The 16,469-nt window shown below is 58.2% G+C and carries 15 protein-coding genes and 1 tRNA gene; 6 read left to right on the forward strand and 10 right to left on the reverse strand.

All coding sequences use genetic code 11. The features are described from left to right. The coding region (locus tag VGK48_27485) for a GMC oxidoreductase (protein ID HEY2384935.1) at window positions 1-1,254 on the forward strand (1,254 nt) is incomplete at its 5' end. A 21-nt stretch (window positions 1,255-1,275) separates the two neighbouring features. Here the strand turns inward: VGK48_27485 and VGK48_27490 are convergent. Continuing rightward, window positions 1,276-2,742 carry a hypothetical protein gene (locus VGK48_27490; GenBank protein ID HEY2384936.1) on the reverse strand — a complete coding sequence of 489 codons (1,467 nt, stop codon included), beginning with the start codon at window positions 2,740-2,742 and terminating at the stop codon, window positions 1,276-1,278. A 138-nt stretch (window positions 2,743-2,880) separates the two neighbouring features. On the opposite strand from VGK48_27490, the gene VGK48_27495 reads away from it, so the two are divergent. Then, the gene (locus VGK48_27495; GenBank protein ID HEY2384937.1) at window positions 2,881-4,182 is read left to right on the forward strand and encodes a metallophosphoesterase; all 1,302 of its coding nucleotides are present in this window, start codon (window positions 2,881-2,883) and stop codon (window positions 4,180-4,182) included. Between the two features lie 70 nt (window positions 4,183-4,252). Here VGK48_27495 and VGK48_27500 read toward each other — a convergent pair whose 3' ends face one another. Together VGK48_27500 and VGK48_27505 are read right to left on the reverse strand one after the other, a co-directional pair. Continuing rightward, window positions 4,253-4,627 carry a hypothetical protein gene (locus tag VGK48_27500; GenBank protein ID HEY2384938.1) on the reverse strand — a complete coding sequence of 125 codons (375 nt, stop codon included), beginning with the start codon at window positions 4,625-4,627 and terminating at the stop codon, window positions 4,253-4,255. Between the two features lie 197 nt (window positions 4,628-4,824). Continuing rightward, window positions 4,825-4,899 (reverse strand) — tRNA-Pro (locus VGK48_27505). A gap of 298 nt (window positions 4,900-5,197) precedes the next feature. Between VGK48_27505 and VGK48_27510 the strand changes: the two genes are divergently transcribed. Continuing rightward, complete coding sequence (locus VGK48_27510; protein HEY2384939.1) at window positions 5,198-6,013, forward strand: CoA-transferase; 816 nt, start codon at window positions 5,198-5,200, stop codon at window positions 6,011-6,013. Continuing rightward, window positions 6,010-6,759: a CoA-transferase gene (locus VGK48_27515; GenBank protein ID HEY2384940.1), complete on the forward strand. Its 750-nt coding sequence runs from the start codon at window positions 6,010-6,012 to the stop codon at window positions 6,757-6,759. The genes VGK48_27510 and VGK48_27515 overlap by 4 nt, the downstream gene beginning before the upstream one ends. Here the strand turns inward: VGK48_27515 and VGK48_27520 are convergent. Further along, window positions 6,745-7,380, reverse strand: a complete 636-nt coding sequence (locus VGK48_27520) for a hypothetical protein (GenBank protein HEY2384941.1) — start codon at window positions 7,378-7,380, stop codon at window positions 6,745-6,747. The genes VGK48_27515 and VGK48_27520 overlap by 15 nt on opposite strands. Window positions 7,381-7,702: 322 nt before the next feature. Here VGK48_27520 and VGK48_27525 point away from each other — a divergent pair, with 322 nt between their 5' ends. Both VGK48_27525 and VGK48_27530 read left to right on the forward strand, forming a co-directional pair. After that, entirely contained in the window at window positions 7,703-10,534 is a 2,832-nt protein-coding gene (locus VGK48_27525; protein ID HEY2384942.1) for an HAD hydrolase family protein, read from the forward strand. A gap of 4 nt (window positions 10,535-10,538) precedes the next feature. After that, window positions 10,539-11,882, forward strand: coding sequence for a glycosyltransferase (locus VGK48_27530; GenBank protein HEY2384943.1), 1,344 nt, complete (start codon window positions 10,539-10,541; stop codon window positions 11,880-11,882). Window positions 11,883-12,361: 479 nt separating this feature from the next. On the opposite strand, the gene rdgB is transcribed toward VGK48_27530, so the two are convergent. The 6 genes from rdgB to VGK48_27560 form a co-directional block, all read right to left on the reverse strand. Further along, window positions 12,362-12,940, reverse strand: coding sequence for an RdgB/HAM1 family non-canonical purine NTP pyrophosphatase (rdgB, locus tag VGK48_27535; protein ID HEY2384944.1), 579 nt, complete (start codon window positions 12,938-12,940; stop codon window positions 12,362-12,364). Continuing rightward, window positions 12,937-13,653 (reverse strand): ribonuclease PH, encoded by a 717-nt coding sequence (rph, locus tag VGK48_27540; protein ID HEY2384945.1) that lies wholly within the window; start codon window positions 13,651-13,653, stop codon window positions 12,937-12,939. The genes rdgB and rph overlap by 4 nt, the downstream gene beginning before the upstream one ends. Continuing rightward, window positions 13,650-14,288 carry a GerMN domain-containing protein gene (locus VGK48_27545; protein ID HEY2384946.1) on the reverse strand — a complete coding sequence of 213 codons (639 nt, stop codon included), beginning with the start codon at window positions 14,286-14,288 and terminating at the stop codon, window positions 13,650-13,652. Before VGK48_27545 ends, rph begins: the two co-directional genes overlap by 4 nt. Before the next feature lies 1 nt (window position 14,289). Continuing rightward, window positions 14,290-15,744, reverse strand: coding sequence for an N-acetylmuramoyl-L-alanine amidase (locus tag VGK48_27550; GenBank protein ID HEY2384947.1), 1,455 nt, complete (start codon window positions 15,742-15,744; stop codon window positions 14,290-14,292). A 40-nt stretch (window positions 15,745-15,784) separates the two neighbouring features. Then, window positions 15,785-16,252: a ferritin-like domain-containing protein gene (locus VGK48_27555; protein ID HEY2384948.1), complete on the reverse strand. Its 468-nt coding sequence runs from the start codon at window positions 16,250-16,252 to the stop codon at window positions 15,785-15,787. A 25-nt stretch (window positions 16,253-16,277) separates the two neighbouring features. After that, on the reverse strand, window positions 16,278-16,469 hold a 192-nt coding region (locus VGK48_27560), incomplete at its 5' end, for a P-II family nitrogen regulator (protein ID HEY2384949.1).

Consider the following 16,469-nt stretch of genomic DNA (forward strand, 5'->3'; position numbering starts at 1 on the left):
CTGAGCGAACACAAGTTGGCAAAGTTTAAGGCGCTCGAAGTGGGAGCGCAGCAACTCGGCATATCCGCCGAGCCCCTGTATATCAACGTGAATTTCACCGTCGACGGCAAGAATCCATACGGCGTGGATCAGAAGCCCTGCATCGATTGCGGGAATTGCGTCTGCGGCTGCAAAGTTGGGGCAAAAAACACGCTGATGATGAATTACCTGCCGATGGCGAAGAACGCCGGCGCGACCATCCTGACGCAAGCCGAAGTGCAATGGATCGAGAAAAGGCCCGGCGGCTCATGGCGCGTTCACGGTCAACAGGTAAACGGTCTGAACGACTGCAGCGGCTTCCTGATGGATGCCGGTGAAGTCATTCTTGCCGCCGGGTCGCTGAACTCGACCGGGATACTGCTTCGCTCTCAGGCGCACGGTCTTTCGCTTTCACCGGCCTTAGGCACAAAGTTCAGCGGTAATGGCGATTTCTTCGGCATGGCCTACAACGGCGGCTATGAGACCGATTTTCTGGGTTACCCGCACAATCAGGTTCCGGCAACCGGCGATTCCGCGCCACCGGGACCAAACATTGTCGGGCTGGTTCGCTACACTGGCGGTGTTCCCGAAGACCACCGTATTGCCATCGAAGATTTCTCATTTCCCAGCGCTTACATCGATATCGTCAAGACGCTGTTCGCCGCCGTTCAGGGAGAAAGAACCACCACAGGTAATGAAGCCGCCCAGCTGCATCGCTTGCAGGCGGATCTTAACCCGTTTGGCCTCGCCCATAATCCGAACGGGGCCATCAACCACTCGATGTTCTACCTGGTTATGGGGCACGACAACTCGCGGGGAAGAATCGAGCTTGAGACATCACCGGCGGAACCCGGTGGCTGCATTCGCATCTCGTGGGATAACGCGGGTCAACAGCAGATCTTCGACAGATTGAACGACGCAGTCCGCCGGCAGGCCCAGGCGTTGAGAGCAAACTTCATTTCCAATCCAACCTGGCAGCTTCTCAACCTGAAGCACCTCGTCACCGCTCACCCCCTTGGCGGTTGCCCGATGGCAGATGACTATACCCAAGGTGTCGTCGACGCGACAGGCCGCGTGTACGCGGCTGACGGCTCGCTCCACGCCGGTCTCTCGGTTACCGATGGTTCCGTGGTGCCAAGCGCGTTAGGAGTGAACCCGTTGCTCACCATCTCCGCTTTGACGGAGCGTTTCATCGACAAAAAAATCGCCCAGCTTGCCGGGGGGACTGCGCCTTGAGTGTTTTCGCCGCCTTTTCTCCTACTTTTCCCCCCACATTTGCGCGTGTTGCGCCTGTCGCGCGAACAGTTCGGGGTTGTAGAACTTCTGGTAGTACTCCAGCTCCAGGTGTGAGAACTGAAGCCAGATTCCCGGCGCGTAAAATGCGTCGGTGTGGGCCGGGAAGCGGCCGTAAGTGTCCCAGATGTAATTACAAATGTCCTTCGTATATTGCACGTTTTGGGGTGAATAATGCGCGGCGTTGCTCAAGTAGTTCTGAGCGTACGACTCGGAATTGTATGACCGCTCGAAGACGCTGAGATCGGAGTAAGGTCCCGCACCGGTGTACTTCTCCGCCAGCACCTGGTCGACCGCAGCGTCCATCGATGAGACGTAGGGCGGGCACAGTCCCTCCAGGACTCCGTCGATTCCCACCGGGTTCGGCTGCGTGGACGGCAACGGCGGCCACACATCCCATTGTTTGGCTGGAGTTTGCATACGAAATCCGAGACCAAGCCAGCCCTTTGAAGTATCGCGCTGGAAGATGTATGGCGGGGCGATTGAGGAGTGGACCCAGCCGCCGACTCCCATTGCCTGGCCGAGAAGCATCAGGTTCTGTAAAAGGAAGAACGCTTCGTAAGGAACCCGCATTGACGTTTCCAGCCCGAGCGGTACGTAAATGTCCGGATTAACCCAACCGTCCTGGGCGCGGCTCAGGCCGCCGACCACCTGATACGGCAGTTGCTTGTCGACCAGACCAGTCTTGATGGCTGCCCACTCCGCCGCTTCGACAACGTCGGCGGGCTTGAAACATTGCCAGTCGTCGATGAATAGCGGCCGTTGGCCGTCGCGCTCCGACAGCAAGTTCAAAATGATATTGATGTAGGCGCGGGTGCAGTCGACGACCGGGAAAAAGATGGTCGTGCCGGGCAGGTTCGAGATTTGCTTATTCCAGCCGAGATAGTAGGGGAATTGACGGGGGAAATCGAGTCTCTGATCGAACAGCTTGACCTTGATCGCTGCGGCTGCCGAGATCCAGTCGCTGTCCGACCAGTCCGGCCATTTCGGCGGAAACTGGCTCATGAACGCGAGGCCGTCCTTGCCGTTGAGCCGCTTCAACAGCCAGGTTCCCTCATCGTTGAGCATGAAGAACGCGGTGGCCTGCGCGTTGTCGGGACTGCTGGCCGAACGCGACAGAATGTTCAGGAACGGTGTGCCGAGTTCATTGCCTCCACCCGGGATTTGCAATGGGCCATCATGCATCGTTTGCTGGCCGACGAGCCCCGTGGAAACGACTAGAATTGCCTCCTCCAGGGGCGAGAGCGGCTGCGGCTGGTTCGGACTGGTATAACTTAGACCGTCCGACACCAATGAAGCGCCGCGCGCGATCCGCCGGGTCCGGCGATCGGTGATCGCAGACATGAGCGGGTAGTTGAACAGTGCATCCAGAGCCGGGCTTCTTGTTGGTTGCGTCGTTGAATTTTTCGTGGCGTCGTTGTCGGTGGGCACTTTATTCCTCCGCCGGAATCATACCATCCTGTTTCGCGATGGCTCTGTTGCTGCAACTTCGTCGTTACGGCTGTCCAAATTGACGCGAATTGATTGCGGATCTTCCGGGAAAAGCCGGACAATAGCCAGAGGTGATTCATGGCGACCCCGATAGTAGTCCGATACGGGAATATCCAGGAAGCATTCGAACAGAACCCGGGCGACGTTCTCCAGGCTATTAATGATGGGGCCACGAGCGCTGCAGGAGGCGATACGCAGCAAGGTACGGCAATGGTAGCTGCATGGAACAACGCCGTCGCCGAACTCGCAAAAGATGACAAAGGAGCCGGGCTGATGTCGTCGCCTCGCGACGATCTTGCGTCCCGAATTCAGACAAGCATCGCGCAGCATGCTGTCGAACAGGCAAAGCTGCAACAGGTGCAACCGTCTACCGTAATAAGCACTCCTGGAGGCGATTTCGAAGCTCCGGAAATCGTGGAAGTCAAGTTCAGCAATGCCGATCTGATTGGCTGGATTGGAATGTCATGGAAGCTTATTTTTAAACCCGAAAGACATCCCTGGATCAATCCTCCGGTGGAGCCCGAGAAACTCGCCAATGACGCAATCATCGCGCTTTTTGGTGATTGGGCCACTGGACTGTATGGCGCACCGGTTATTTCACAACACGTTGCGAAGTTGGATCGTTGCGATGTTGTTCTTCACCTTGGTGATACCTACTATTCCGGTGGAGACGACGAAGTTGTGCGGCGGCTTGTGGACGATTGGCCGAAGCGTGACGGGAAGAGCGTGAATCGGACTTTGAATGGAAATCATGAAATGTATTCGGGAGGACACGGCTATTTTACGGCCTTGCAGAACTTTTTTAATCAACAGGCGAGTTGTTTTGCGATGCAGAATGACAACTGGCTGATTATTGGGCTCGATACGGCATACGTCGACAGCGATCTGGCCGGCACCCAGGTGGACTGGTTAAATTCAATGGTCGCCGCCGCGGGTACACGGAAGTTGATTCTGTTTTCGCACCACCAGCCGTTCTCACAATTGGATTCCCAAGGTCCCCAACTGCAACAGAAATTGCATGATCTTCTGAACAAGCAGCGCATCTATGCATGGTTCTGGGGGCACGAGCACCGGTTGGTGCTTTACGAACCTCATTCGCAGTGGGGTTTTAAAGGGCGTTGCGTGGGGCACGGAGGGTTTCCTGCATTTCGGGACAACCTGCCCGGTGCGGGCGGCAAAATCTACCAGTGGATTCGCCTTACTGCACAACCCCATGTTCCCGCCGCCAGGCTCCTGGATGGCCCCAATTTTTGGGTGACTCAAGACCCCGAGGGATATAACCCGAATGGCTACGCCGTGCTCGAATTCGCAGGGCCGAAATGTTTTGAGACGTACCGCACCGCAGACGGAATAGCTGTCACCGGAAGAGTAGAACTCTAGCGAAGTTGCCGCATGATCTGGAGGCGTCCTCGCCATCGTCCGGCCGTATTTTTGCGGAGGTCAACCTCCTTCACTTTCCAAATACCCAGATCCGGGCACCTCGCGCTCGATGCCGCTGGCTTGGAAATGGTTCGGCGTAGGTCGCCAGCGGGGTCCGCGTGCCGGACTCGTAGCTGCAGATCCAGTACCCTGCCGCCGGTCTGCCGCCTTTGATCGAAAATGCCATCTTTTGCCAATCGGGGACTGCTTTCTTCGTTGCGTCATTTGGCTCGGACACGCCGTCCGCGCTCCACTCTGGAACACCATTGCAGTCGCTCGCCTGTAGTTCCAGCCGGTATTGTTTGCCGGGCTCGAGGTAAATGGTCGCCCGACCCTGCGCATCAAGATGCAACGGGTTTGGGTTGGGCTTTGGCAGTAGTAATAGAGTGAGCAGCAGAAGCTTCACATCGGCCTCCCCGATCATCTGCACATTGCTTACCAATCATTAAACAGACTGATTCCATAGACAAATGTTGGGATTGGGCTGACGTTAAACAGGAACTATTCCACGAATTTCGAAGCCCTGCCATGTACTGGGGTGGAACGCTGTTGCGTCTGTCGACTTGCCGCTCTTGTGATCAGCTAATGATTTTCCTGCGATAATCGGGGCGAGAGGATTCGAACCTCCGACCTCCTGCGCCCAAGGCAGGCGCGCTAGCCAAACTGCGCTACGCCCCGTACTGAAGACAAAGGACTTTAGCTGCTGGTCCTCCATCCGAATCCTCATTCTCTCAGTTTTTCTGTCATTCTGAAAGGCTGACATTTCCTGGCACAGGGACACGTCAAAATCCCGCAAGTTTCTGATTCTTCGAAAGAGGTTTTTAGCCGCAGATGACGCAGATGACGCGGATGGGGCGCATCATAAATCCCTGTTCGCACTCCATCCGCGTCATCTGCGGCTAAACTACTTTCACGGGGCCGTGTTTCCAGACAAACAACCCTACGGGGTTGGAAAGCGATTTGCTTCACCACAGCCGTGGGAAATCTAATCTCTCTAAAGGATGCGATTGGCGAATTCGTTCACGACGGTGACTCGGTCGCCTTGGAAGGGTTCAGTCATCTCATTCCATTTGCAGCCGGCCACGAGATCATCCGCCGGCAGCGCCGCGATCTGACGCTGATCCGGCTGGTTCCGGATCTTCTCTTTGATCAGATGATCGGGATGGGCTGTGCCCGGAAGCTCGTCTTCTCCTGGGCAGGGAATCCCGGCGTCGGGCTGTTGCACCGCTTCAGGGAAGCGGTTGAAAAGGGATGGCCGCGCCCGCTCGAGCTCGAAGAACATACGCACGGCAGCATGGCTGTTGCTTACACAGCCGGCGCTGCCAGGTTGCCGTTCGGCACGATACGGGGATATCCCGATACCGATCTGCTGAAACACTCGCCCGATTTGAGTTCCATCGAATGCCCATTTACCGGCGAAAAGCTCACCGCGATCCGGGCGATCAATCCCGATGTGACGATCATTCATGCGCAACGAGCGGACAAAGACGGGAACGTTCAACTCTGGGGCATCCTCGGCGTCCAAAAGGAAGCCGTCTATGCGGCCAGCCGTGTGATTGTCACCGTTGAAGAGATATGTGAGAAGTTCGACCCCGTTTCCGGTGGAATCGTCATTCCATCCTGGATGCTTTCCGCGGTCGCTGTGGCGCCGGGTGGGGCGCGTCCTTCTTATGCGCACGGATATTACCGGCGCAACGACGCCTTCTACCAGGAATGGGACGCGATATCGCGTGATCGCGCGCGTTTTCTGGAATGGATCGATCGCAATGTCATGGAGTGTGTGCCGGCATGAGTGAAGAGCTCAGTTATACCTCGGAAGAAATGATGACGATCGCGGCCGCCCGCCGGTTCCGGAATCGAGCGGCGTGTTTCGTCGGTGTGGGCCTGCCCAGCACGGCGGCGTGCCTCGCGCACGAATTGTTTACGCCGGATGCGATCCTGGTGTATGAATCGGGCGCGATCGGATCGAGGCCCCGGCTCTCGCCGTTGTCCGTCGCCGATCCCGAGCTCGCCGATACAGCGGTGGTGATTGCGAGCGTGCCGGAGATATTCAGCTACTGGCTGCAGGGCGGACGTATCGACATCGGTTTTCTTGGCGCCGCGCAGATCGACCGGTTCGGGAACATCAATTCGACCGTTATCGGAAATTACGAATCGCCGAAGGTTCGCATGCCCGGCGCCGGAGGCGCGCCGCACATCGCGGCTCATGCAAAAGAAATCGTCGTGATCGTGCGGCAAAGCCCGAAGGCATTCGTGCCGCAGCTGGATTTCCTAACGACGGCCCGCTGCAAAGGGCCGATTACGGTTATTACGGATCTGGGAATTCTTGAAACCCATCCTGTCTCCGGCCAGCTCATCCTGACGTCCAGGCACCGCGGTGTGAGCGTGGAGCAGATCCGCCAGGCTACGGGTTGGCCTCTGGCTCTTGCGGAATTGCTTGAGGAGACTCCCGAGCCTGCGGCCGCTGAAGTTCTCGCACTGCGGGATTTGAATGAGCGAACCCGGCGGGCGCACGAAGCGAAACTACAGCCGGCGTAATTCCGGGAATGGAGCGCTGCGGCCGCCGATCATGATGGGGGCGCAGCCGCGAAACTGAATGTACGACAGCCGGCCAATGCGTTTCAACAGGTGCCGCGAGGCCTGGAGACTCGGCGGGTTGTCGCCGTGAATGTAAGCGAGGACCTTCTTGTAGCCGGTTTCACGCAGGTAATTGTAGGTGTAATAACGGGTATAGGCGTCGATTCCGCGGCGGCGGAATTCCGGCAGCGTGTTCAAGTCGTAGATATAGACTTCGCCCGGCTTCAAGATGATGTAGCGCTCGAGTTCCGGCACGAGCGCCGCCGCCGAATTGACCCAGCGGTAATTCGCCAGCTTCCCGGTTTGCTCCTCGATTCCCATGAAACAGCGATGCCCGTCGTTGAAGCGCTTCAGGAAGAGGGCCTGATCTTCGAACAGCCGGACATCTTCGATTGTCGCCTCGCGCGGAACGATGCCGGGCACCGGGCGCTGTTCCGGGAGCGGCTGCGTGAGATCGGCTTCGGTGAATATCAATGTTCCGATTTTGAAGGCGGGCCGCACGAGCCTCCGGAGGCCACGGGTGATCACGATTTTTGGGCCGCCGGCGGCGAAAGCCCGCTGGATATCTGCAGTCAGCGCCATGCTGCTGTTCGAGCAAGCGGAGTGCCGTCAGGAGACATTATGGAGACATCGTGTTCACAAAGTCGATCCGGGCGGCATTCCCCTCATTTTCAAGGAGGGGTGGCTGCGCCAACAAGAAGAAGGTTCCGTTCCTTAGCGGCGCAGACGGGGTGGTTAGTAACTTCAACGAATAAGGTGCGCTACGAGGTTCTTGGATAACCGCCCCGTCCTCGCGTCTAACGGTTTGATCGCTCGGACACCCCGCCTTGGAAAGGCGGGGAATGTCCAGGAGGGGAATGTGTTGTTCGACATGGAACACAGGTTGCATAGAGTGATCCGACATATGACAGATGCGCGCGCTGCCGAGCAGCAGTTTTATTCACGATACAGCTGGTGTTTGAATCCTGTTTTATCCGTCGACGACCTGTTGCATCGATTCCGCGAAGAAATCGATGCTTTTGAATCCCTGTCGGGATGGCAACAGGAAGAATCCAGAGCCAACCTTTATCTCTTTGCCTGTGCCGTCGCGTGTACTGCGGACGACTACTTCGCGTTGCGATGGCTGGACCTGAACCCAGTGGCGAAGCGCCTTGGAAAGCTGAAGCCGGCCATTTCGGCGGTTCAATCGATCGGCGATACCGTTCACTCGCTGTTCAAAGTTCAGGACCGCGCGGCGTGGCGTTGGCGGCGGCGCTGGGATGAGTGCGTGGCCGCGGTCTGTCAGCTCGTTATTTCCGATTCCGCCACCGGGCCGGAGCTATTCGCGCGGATTCGAAATCTCGCGAACGATCTTTGTGCCGAACGTCTGCCGGAAGGCCTGCTGAAACGGCGGATGCGTTTGCCGGAGGCTTTCCGCTCTCAAGACATGGCACATCACGATGTGATCACCCTGATCGAACGTTTCCTGGTTTCGGATACCGCGGCGCGGGCAAAGAACTCGGGCGTCGTGCTGTTGGGCCTGCGTACCGCGGGGGCTTACTTTGCGGCGCTCATGACCGAATACTTGAAGAAGCAAGGATTCGCCGACGTGTCGTGGTTCAGCATCCGTCCGAAGAACGGCGCCACGCGCTGGGAAGCGGAAAGGCTCACCGGCATTGCGCGTGAAAACAAACATCTGTTGATCGTCGACGACTATCCTTCGACCGGACATACCTTCCGGCTCACGTTCGAAATTCTGCGCACGTTTGGAATTCAGCCTGAACAGATGTCCGTCCTTGCGCCGACTCATCCGGCACAAACGAAATGGGCGGAGCGCGCCGGGATCCAGCCGCCGGTGCAGGTTTTCACATTCCCGACGGCGGAGCTGTACAAAGTGGCGTCGATGGAGTCCTCCAACGTCGAGCGGTTGTGCGAGCAATACTATGGCAACGGCTGCGGCGTCCGGGTTGTGCCGGATTCTGCGACCGAGAAAATCAACCAACAGCTGGCCGAACACTCGAAAGACGGACATCACGTCCGCGAGAAACGTGTCTTCAGCGTCGAACTGCGCGAAGGCGGCGGCAATTGTGCCTCAAAGCGGATCTTCTTCAAGAGCGCCGGCTGGGGATGGCTTGGATACCACGCTTATATTGCCGGAACGCGGCTTCAAGGATTCGTTCCGGAGGTGATCGGCTTCCGCAACGGGCTTCTTCTGTCGGAGTGGATCGACAACGCCCGGCCGCCTGCCGCTACTGCAGGCGACGGCATGGTCCGCCATCTGGGGCGCTACATCGCCGCGCGATCGCGGCGTCTGGCGTTGAGCGGCGACTGCCGCTGGGAGAGCCGCACCTATCGCTGGACCGGCTGTGACGAGATCTCCAATATCCTGCGGGGCGCCTATGGCCCGTATGTCAATCGGCTCAAAGTGCCTGCATTGCGGAAGCAACTGACCGAAGCGGTTAGCTCCGTTCCGACCTTTATCGACGGCAGGATGCGCCCGGACGAGTGGCTGAAAACGGCGGATGGCCTCTTCAAAGCCGACTTCGAGCATCACAATTTTGGCGGCGGCGAGCTGGATATCGTCGATCCAGCCTACGATCTTGCGGCGGCTATTCATGAATTCCGGCTGCCGAAACAGGCCGAGCAGGAACTTGTACGGACTTACGCCGAAGCAAGCGGCGACTCCTCGGTTGAGGACCGCATCCTCATTCATAAGATCCTCTATGGCACGACTGCAATGCAGTACGCAGCAAGCGCGATCAAAAGTGGCCGCGAGGTCGAGAAAAACAACGAGCGCCGCCTGTATGCACGAAGCTTCCTGGTGTACTCGATGAATGAGTTTTGCGCCCAGTTCATTCGAGTGCCCTCTCAAACCGGCACGTGGTCGCCGTCACTGTTCTTCATGGACCTCGATGGTGTGTTCGATCACGAGCTGCTCGGATTCCCGCACGCCTCGCGCTGTGGACTCCAATCCGTTGCGCTGCTCCGCGCCCACGGCTTTTCGATCGTGCCCAACACCGGCCGCAGTATTCAGCACGTTCGCCAGTACTGCGATGCGTATGGTTTCCCGGGCGGCATCGCCGAATTCGGAAGCGTCTTTCTCGATGCGGTGAACGGGCGCGAGGTGCCGTTGATCGATGCGGCGGCAGCCGAACAGCTGGCAGCGTGCCGCGAAGTTATCCGGAGCATTCCCGGCGTTTTCATCGATCCTGGCTATGAATATTCCATCCGGATATATCGATATGCAGGCGGCGGGACCGTCGGCCTGAAGACCGACGAAATCAAGCACCTCCTGAACCGGCCGGAATTTTCGAAGCTGTCGTATGTGTGGCGGAGCGCCGATACATATATCGTTCAAAAGCGAACCAGCAAGGGCTCTGCGCTCCGAGCCGTCCGGCGGCTCGCCGGCCGTTCCGATGTTCCGGTAACGGCCATCGGCGATTCTCAGCACGACATCGGCATGCTTGCCGCGGCGGAATTCGCATATGCCCCGGCGAATTGTTCACCGCTGATACGAGACCTGGCGAGGCAGGGAAAGTGCCGGATTGTGAAACAGCGATACCAGAACGGGCTTCTTGCCGCTGTCCAGGACCTGTTGCGGAAACAGCCTGCGGGAATCCTGAAGTCCCTGCCGGTACAACCGCCGGCACATAGGCCCGCGGCCGGTCCGCGCGGCTTGATGGAACGTCTGCTGGATGCCGCCGATCGCGGGCCTGTGCCGCAAGCCTTGTCTGCATTGATGTGGTGGAGTATTTGATCCGGTGAATACGAATCGCATAAAAGTCCTGAAATTTCTCAACCATTTCTTCATTGGGGGCACCGAGCGGCAGTTTGTTCATGTCGCGAATGGGCTGGATGCCTCGCGATTCGAAGTCGAGATCGCATGTATGAAGCGCGACGGCCCGCTGCTCGACGTCTTGCGGCAGGAGATGCCGGTGCATCTCTATCCGTTGAAAGGAAGCTTCTACAATCGGCACAGCCTCTGGAGCCAGCTTCGCTTTGCCAGAGATCTTCGCGCGCGCCGGATCGATATTGTCCACGCTTATGGCTGGTATCCCGATGTGTTTGCGGTTCCTCCTGCGAAGTTGTCCCTGCGGCCCAGAATTATCGCTTCGGTCCGCGATGCGGGAGCGTACATGACTCCATCGAAGGTCCGTGTTCTGAAGCTGGTGTGCTCGCTCGCGGATTCCGTGCTCGCCAACAGCGGCGCCGGCCGCGACTGGCTGCTGGCGCAGGGCGTGAAGGAAGAAAAGGTCGAAGTTATCCGCAACGGAATCGAGGTGCCTGCAAAAACCGGCTGGAAACGCGAAGGCGGCGGCATTCGAAAAGAATTCGGAATTCCTGCGGATGTGCCGTTGTGCGCCTGCATCGGGCGCGTCGTTTCCGGTAAAGGAATCGATCTTTATCTGCGCGCGGCGCGCATTCTGGCGGAGCAGGGGCGGGACTTCCGCTTTCTGATGATCGGCGTGCTGTCGTCAGAACGGAATTACGGATCGGAACTGGAACGCCTGGCGCGTGAGTTGAACCTGGGCAATCGGGTCATCTTCACCGGAGAGCGCCGGAACGTGTGCGAGATTCTGCGCGAAGTCGATATGGTGGTCCATCCCTCGCTGACGGAGGGATTGTCCAACGTCATTCTGGAAGCGATGGGAACAGGCCTTCCGGTGGTGGCCACGCGCGTCGGCGGAAATCCTGAATTGGTTGAGGACGAGAGGACGGGTCTGCTGGTGGAACCTGGGGATGCCGATGCGATCGCTCGAGCGATCACGCGCCTGGCAGACAATTTCGGGATGGCGCGGGCTTTTGGCGAGGCGGGGAGACAGCGGATTATTCAGGAATTCTCGATCGGCCGGATGCTCCGGCAGACCGAAGATCTGTATACCCGCCTCGTTGAGCGTTACGGCTCGATCGGCCGGTCCAGCACGATTTCGAGCGTCGTGCCGGGACCCAGCACGAGATCCTTGCCGCGTGTCAGCAACACCGCAGCGGTTCCGACTGCGGCTCCCGCAGCGCCGCCGACTCCTGCTCCGGAAGCCGAGCGGCCCGCAATGGCTCCGATGCCGGCGCCTTCGACGGTCGTCCGCTCGACTGTCGATGCGTCCTGACCCTTGCTCGCGTCTCCTTGAACGCCGGCTTCACCCTTGCGGTCGCCGGCAGAGCCCGTTCCGCGCAGCGAAGTGTAAATCGCGATGTTCACGCCGCTGGGCAGCACGAGGGTCTGAAAATTCAACGTCAGCTCCGCTTTGCCTTTTACTTTTCCTGGGCGTTTGATTTCGCTGATCTTGCCTTTAACGTGCGAGCCTTCGGGAATAACGATCTTGTTATCCACCGTAATGGGGAACGACGTTCTGCCGTAGACACCGTCGCCATCCTTCGAGTGCTTTGTCGAGATGCTGCTCGTCAGCGTGATGGGTATTACCGTTCCTGCCGGCACAACCACCACCGGCAGAATTTTCGCGGGATCCACGTCGATTGACTTCGGACCCTGGTGCAGAACTGCGGCAAGAATAAGCCATCCAATCATTTCGGAACTCCTCTCATTTCACGATACCCAACAGACAGACGCCGGGGACAGCAAAAAGTCTCAACGGGATAGCAGGAATTTTCGTAATTCCATCAATGCTTTACCGCGGGCGCTGAGCCGATTCTTGTCCTCAGTGGTCAAGTCGGCCATGGTTTGGTTCAAATCGGGCAATAGAAAGACCGGGTCGTACCCGAATCCCGACGTGCCGGACGGCGTGTGCGCAATCACGCCATGAACATCGCCCTGCACGGTCCATACCGTTTTGCCTTCCCGCGCAACGGCGAGTGCACAGTAGAACGCCGCTTCGCGTTTTCCGTCCGGAACCGGCTCCATTTCACCCAGAATGCGTTTGATCCGTGACGGAGGATCGGGCGCATATCTTGCGGAATGGACGCCCGGCCGACCCCCGAGGGCCGCGACGCACAAGCCGGAATCGTCGGCAAGCGTCAGATCGGAGGCGAACCGGCTGTAGTGCTCCGCCTTCAGGATCGCATTTTCAAGAAATGTTGTGCCTGTTTCCTCGACCGTAGGAGTGCCTGGAGGAAGCGGTTCAAGCAGCCATCCCGGGCTCGCGCCAAGCCCGGAGTGGATTTCGATGACCTTTCCCGCGTTCGTCGTCCCGATGACGAGTCTGTTCACATCGCCAGCGTCTTACGCTGAATCTCGATCAATTCGTGAATTCCCGAGCGGCCGAGGTCGAGTAACTGGTTCAATGCGGTTGTGCCGAACGGATCACGCTCGGCGGTTCCCTGAATCTCCACGAACTCGTTCCGGTCGGTCATGACCAGGTTGAAATCCACGTCGGCGGTGGAGTCTTCGGGATAATCCAGATCGAGCATCGGAACCCCTTTGATGATGCCGACACTGACCGCCGCCACGTGCGAGCGGATCGGATTCTGGCTGAGAGCGTTCGAGTCCTGAAGCTTCCGTATCGCGAGACACAGAGCCACAAACGCGCCTGTGATCGATGCGGTGCGCGTCCCGCCATCCGCCTGTATGACGTCACAGTCGATCCAGATCTGCCGCTCACCCAGTTTTCCCAGTTCAATGGATGCCCGCAGCGCACGGCCGATCAGTCTTTGAATCTCCTGCGTGCGTCCGGATTTCTTTCCGAGCGTCGACTCACGCGTCGTACGCGTGTTGGTCGCGCGCGGAATCATCGAATATTCCGAAGTGATCCAGCCTTTCCCCTGGCCCTTGAGAAAGGCGGGAACGGATTCCTCGACGCTCGCCGTGCAGATCACGCGCGTCCGGCCGACCTCGATCAACACGGATCCTTCGGCCTGACTGATGAAACCCGGAGTCATCCGGACGGATCTCAACTGGTTATGGGCGCGTCCTTCAGATCTCATTTTTCGAGTAACGCGGTCTTGTCTTCATGCGGCATCACGTTTGTCATCGACAGGTCCATGTCCAGCGGCAGAAGCAGAAGGCAATGGCCCGCGAGTGTCTCCTTTTCAACACCACCCACCAATATCTTCACCTGCTTGATCTCCGGAAGATTATAAATGAGGGAATCGACGATGGAATAGATCGTCGCCATTTCGTTCTCCACTCCGCCCGGATGATTCATGGCAATCGCATTCGAGAAATCCGCAAAGGCGATTCCCTGTTCGGAAATAAAGAGGTCCTGCAGCTTTGTGTCTTTAGGAAGCGATGGAAACATCTGGTCCGAGTGCGGACCTTCCTGCAGTTTTTGCAGAATCTGGCGCGCGCGATTGCCCAGCTCCGCCGATTTGAAAATCGTCTGGTCTTCGGCGGTGAGCAGCACCTCGCCGCTCGCTGCAGGGAAAAATACTTTGACGGACAGCGGCGGGTCGCCTTGCGCATACAGAGGTTGGGTCGGCGGCTTGAACGGATTTTCTTCCGTTTCCTTGTCGCTTCTCATCAAGGATTGAACTCTGCCGACGACATCGACGAAAAAACCGAGAGCGACCGCGAGGCCGATTCCGAGGACGATCAGGCTGATTTTGATGTGTCTCGGCATCCTAGTTCGCCGCCTGCGGGGATTCCGAGAATTTCTGGACGCCGTCCACGATGCTATTTACAAGCCGGGTTTGAAATCCGCTGTCCACCAGCGTCTGGGCGCTTGTGGGATTGTTGAGATTTCCGACTTCCAGTATCAGCGACGGCATCGTGGCGCTGCTCAGCACGGCGAGCGGCGCCGTCCGGACTGTAAACTTCCACGCCGGTATTCCTTTGTTCAATTCCTCTTCGAGGATGCTGGCGGCGGCCGTGCTCCCCGGCCGGTGCATCCGATAGCCGAGATACCACGGCAGGAACAGCCGATCGCGCGCCGAAGATGCCGGCGCCGAACTCTCGCCGAAGTCTTCCTTCATGACAAACACGGACGATCCGGAGTCCGCCTCGTTCGGTGAGTATCCCACGTGCAGGCTGATGAACAGATTTGCCTGATTGTTGTTCGCGACCGCCGACCGGGCCTCATTGTTCATGGACGCATCGGAATCGCGGGTCAGCAGCACCGTGGCTCCGAGCCTGCTCTGCAGCGCGGCTCTCAGCTTGCGGGCGAGCGTCAGAGTCAGATCCTTTTCAGCGAATGCCGCTGTTTTTGCGCCGGTATCCATGCCGCCATGTCCCGGATCAATGACCACGACGCGCACTTTGCGTTCGGCCTGAACCGCATCCGGCTTTGTCGCCGCCGCTGCTGGAGGCTCGGCCGCAGGAGGCGCTGCCGTCAGCGGTTCCGGCGTACGGGATAAATCGATGAAGTAGACGCGATTGTTCTCCGCCGACGTCACGCGAAGATCCGCGACCTCGCGCACCATGTCCAGAACGATTTTCGACTGCCCGTCCGAATCGTCGAAAGCCACTGAGTGCAACAGGCGATCGCGATGATCGACTCGCTCCCGCGTGGGATCCAGTGGCGTGTGATCGATAGTCAGGACTGCTTTGGTCGGATCTTCGCGCTTGACTTCGAGAGTGATCGGAACGGCGCAGCGCAGGGTAACGCGAGTGATCGGCCCCAGTGTCTGCGCATTCATTTCCAGCTCCGGGGCTTCGATGTTGCCGGCGAAAATCCTAGAAGTGCCCGGCCGGTAGCGGAATTCCGTTCCCGTCAGCCGGGTCAGGCCCATCGTCAGGAATTCCGCCGGCGCAAGCCACCGGTTGTCTTCCCGCAGGATAGGGTTCGGCAAAAGGATGATCTGATCGTTATATGAAATGAGGGCGCTGTTTTTCGTGACGACGAGGCGGTTACTTCCGGAGCGCATCGTCAAAGTTTCGAGCGCAATCGCATCCGTGTAAGGCACGCCCATCTGCTGGACGATCTCCTTTACCGGCAGGTAGACCGTGCGATTCATGACGTCGGCCTTCACCAGCAGCTTCGAATTCGGGAAATAGATCGGGAAACTCGTGTCTGCCGCTGAAAGGAAAAGGGCGGCTCCGAATGCCGCCAGCAGACCGGCGATGACAACCTTTTTCATATAAGCGCAGGAACGATTCTACCATCAGTCCCTGCTGCGCTTACTTCTTCGCGGCCTTTTCGATACTTTCGATATCCCCTGGTTTTCGCAGCATTTTGTCCACTTCGCCGATGTGCAGGCGTTCGAGGTAAATGTGCTCCCGCGCGAACTCCTCCAGCATGACGTCTTCTCCCTGCACCAGGGTCAGCAGTTTTTCGTACTCGACGAGGGTCTTTTGCTCATGCGCCAGAGACTCGCGAAGAATGTCGCCGATATCGTGCTTATGAGTCTCCAGCAATGGTCCGATTGCGAGTGAGGGATGGGCGCCCAGCTGCGTGACCAGTTCGCCGGCCGCGCGGGCGTGGGCCATGGATTCCGTCGCCTGTTGTTCCATCCAGCTGACGATCGGGATGCGGTTATAGCCAAACACCATGAACGAATAGTGCGTGTAATGAATGGTGCCGGCGAGTTCCATTTCGAGAATTTTATTGAGCGTTTCGACAGCTTTTGTTTTCGTCTCGTCCTTCATTTTCCTCTCCTCCGCCGCGGATCTCCTAAACGTCCTGCTCTCCCGTGCGCACGTTGTAACTGTGTTCAACGGGGTAGACAAACACGCGGCCGTCTCCGATTTCGCCGGTACGGCCGGTTTCGATGATCGTCGTGACGACCTGGTCGGCAAGCTCGTCCGGGACCACCGTTTCCAGCATCGCTTTGGGAAGCAGGGTGAGGCTGTATTCCGCGCCGTG

The organism is Terriglobia bacterium, from assembly GCA_036496425.1.
In the GTDB taxonomy this organism is placed as follows: Bacteria; Acidobacteriota; Terriglobia; order 20CM-2-55-15; family 20CM-2-55-15; genus 20CM-2-55-15.

Excerpts from the sequence above, each read along its gene's own strand:
- VGK48_27495 (HEY2384937.1), top strand. The coding sequence starts at position 2,881 with ATGGCGACCCCGATAGTAGTCCGATACGGGAATATCCAGGAAGCATTC.
- VGK48_27515 (HEY2384940.1), top strand. The coding sequence starts at position 6,010 with ATGAGTGAAGAGCTCAGTTATACCTCGGAAGAAATGATGACGATCGCG.
- VGK48_27520 (HEY2384941.1), bottom strand. The coding sequence starts at position 7,380 with ATGGCGCTGACTGCAGATATCCAGCGGGCTTTCGCCGCCGGCGGCCCA.
- VGK48_27525 (HEY2384942.1), top strand. The coding sequence starts at position 7,703 with ATGACAGATGCGCGCGCTGCCGAGCAGCAGTTTTATTCACGATACAGC.
- rph (HEY2384945.1), bottom strand. The coding sequence starts at position 13,653 with ATGAGATCTGAAGGACGCGCCCATAACCAGTTGAGATCCGTCCGGATG.
- VGK48_27545 (HEY2384946.1), bottom strand. The coding sequence starts at position 14,288 with ATGCCGAGACACATCAAAATCAGCCTGATCGTCCTCGGAATCGGCCTC.
- VGK48_27550 (HEY2384947.1), bottom strand. The coding sequence starts at position 15,744 with ATGAAAAAGGTTGTCATCGCCGGTCTGCTGGCGGCATTCGGAGCCGCC.
- VGK48_27555 (HEY2384948.1), bottom strand. The coding sequence starts at position 16,252 with ATGAAGGACGAGACGAAAACAAAAGCTGTCGAAACGCTCAATAAAATT.